The following is a 2,731-nucleotide window of genomic DNA, read 5'->3' on the forward strand; positions in this document are numbered from 1 at the left end:
CGACGTACAGCTGCAGGCGGGGGAAAATACCGTTAAGCTTACTTCTGATGTGATGGGGTTTGATCTGGACAGCATCATTGTTCAGGACGTGACCTGGGAGACGGAGACCCCGGAGCCCGCTCCTGACACGCCCGACCCCGAGCCGCCCAAGCCCGATCTGGACAGCTTTGACGGCTTTGCCATTGAGGCGGAAGACCCCAGCGTGGTGCTGGAGAACGGCGTCATCGCCAAGAATCACACCGGCTATAAGGGCACTGGATTCTACGATCCGGATGCCGGGAAGATCGGTACCATCCAGTGGACGGCCAACATTCCGGAAACCGACAAATATACCGTCGCCTTCCGGTATACCTCTCTGGGTGGACGGCCCTGCGATCTCTATATCGACGGGGTAAACGTACAGAGCTACAAGTTCTATACGGACGGTAACCTTCAAAATGAGGCGTGGACCACCTGGCTCACCGAAGGATATGAGTTCCAGCTCACCGAAGGGGAGCACACCTTTAAGCTGGTCAACACCACGGTAAATGGGCCCAATATCGACCGGATGATCATCAGCCGGGACGGTACGGTCTATGAGGCGGAGGATGGCACTATGAGCGGCGGCACGGCGGCTGCCAGTGCCCGTACCGGCTACACGGGTACCGGCTATGCCGACTACGGCGGCGCCGGAAGTTATGTGGAGCTGGAGATCACGGTCGCCACCTTCTCCCCTTATGACATCGAGGTGCGTTATGCCACCGCCGATCCCAGACCCTGCACCGTCTATCTGGATGACCAGGTGATCGGTACGCTGTCCTGTGTACCGGGCGGCAGCGGCGATGCGGCCTGGACGGCATGGGTAAACGAGACGATCCGGGATGTGCCCATCAACGGCGGCAGCCATAAACTGAAGATCGTTGCCAATGCATCGGGCCCCAATATTGACCGTGTGGTGGTCCGTGGCGGTATGGAGACTGCCGACAATGTGGCACCCACCGTGCTCTCCAGTGTTCCGTCTGACGGAGCGGTAGATGTGCCGGCCAACCAGAGCATTACCCTTGGCTTCAGTGAGGATGTGCTGGCGGGCAGTGCCTACGACGCTATTTCTCTCGTAGATGCGGACGGAATGGCCGTAGAGCTGACCAAGAGTGTGGAAAACCGCACGCTGACCCTGACTCCTGCGGCAGAGCTGACGGCAGGCGCTGTCTATACCCTGACCCTGCCGGCCAAGGCGGTAAAGGATGCCGCCGGCAATGAACTGGTGCAGGCCTATACCATGAGCTTTACGGTGTCCGGAACACCGGCGGAGCAGCCCATCCGCGTGGCCTGTGTGGGCGACAGCATCACCTTCGGGTCCCAGTCGGTACCCAATACCCGGAACTATCCCACGGCGCTGCAGGAGAAGCTGGGGGATGACTACGAGGTAAAGAACTTCGGTGTCAGCGGAGCGACCATGCGCAACAGTGCTGACAAGCCGTACACGCAGCAGTCCCAGTACCAGGCCAGCCTGGCTTACGAGCCGGACATCGTGCTCATTATGTTGGGTACCAACGACGGCAAGAGCCACAACTGGACCATCGGGCAGACGGAGAACAGCTATGTGGCCGACGCCATGGCGCTGGTGGAGAGCTACCGGGCGCTGGAGTCGGAGCCGGAAGTGTGGCTGATGACCTCCCCGACCGCTCACGGCACCAATTCCTATAATATCGTACCGGCCAATGTAAACGATGAGATCGTCCCGCTCCAGGGCGTCGTGGCCTATGAGCTGGATTGTCAGTTTGTGGATATGAATCTGGCTACCCGGGATGCGGCGGAATACTTCCCGGATCAGATCCACGGCAATAACGACGGCTATGAACTCATTGCCGAGACGGTGTACCAGACCCTGATCGGAGAGAAGAGCTGGGAGAACCCCTATGCACTGACGGCCGAGATTAAGCAGGCTGAGCGCAAAAACGCCAGCGACTACACGGATGACAGCTATGCAGCCATGCAGACCGTCTTGGCTCAGGCCAAGGAAACTCTGGCCGCTGGTGGCGGACAAAGCACGTATGACGAGGCGTATGAAGCGCTGAAGACTGCGGTTGACAACCTGGTAGAGAAACCCAAGGACCCCATTCTGTCTACCGGCAAACCGGTGAATGCCACCAGTGCCGAGACCAAGAACCCGGCCGAAAACGCGGTGGACGGGAACAACGATACCATGTGGGCGGCCCAGGACGACAGCTATCCCCAGTCCATCACCGTGGATCTGGAAGGAAGGTATGATCTCTCCGAGATCCAGCTCTATCTGCCCAAGTACGGCCAGGACAACCGTGCCTATCAGTATGAGATCCAGGTAGCCGGAGAGGATCAGCAGTTCCGCCTGGCTGTGGATCAGACAGACAACAACGACCGCAGCGGCATTGCTACGTTCCCCCTGGCAGAAGAGGGCGTGCGCTATGTGAAGATCCAGATCATCAGCTGTGATGGCGCTACCAATGCCAAGAAAAATGCCGGCGTCAATGAGATCTATGTCCGCGGTGTTCCGTCTGAAGAACCTGAACCTGTGACCTACGCCGTCACCTACGCTCTGACCAACCTGACCGCCGAGGGCGCTCCCGCCCAGGTGGAGGAGGGCCAGCCCCTGAATGTGACCCTCACCGCTGAGGAGGGCTACACCCTGCCCGAGGCCGTCACTGTCACCATGGCCGGCGAGGCCCTGACCGCCGGCGAGGGCTACACCTATGATTCCGAGACCGGCAGCCTG

General features: G+C 59.6%; 1 protein-coding gene. It reads left to right on the plus strand.

Going from position 1 to position 2,731, the window contains the following annotated elements:
- The coding region (locus tag WMO45_RS13570) for an Ig-like domain-containing protein (protein ID WP_349141424.1) at positions 1 to 2,731 on the plus strand (2,731 nt) is incomplete at both ends.

This window comes from Flavonifractor hominis, from assembly GCF_040095835.1.
Classification (GTDB): domain Bacteria; phylum Bacillota; class Clostridia; order Oscillospirales; family Oscillospiraceae; genus Flavonifractor; species Flavonifractor hominis.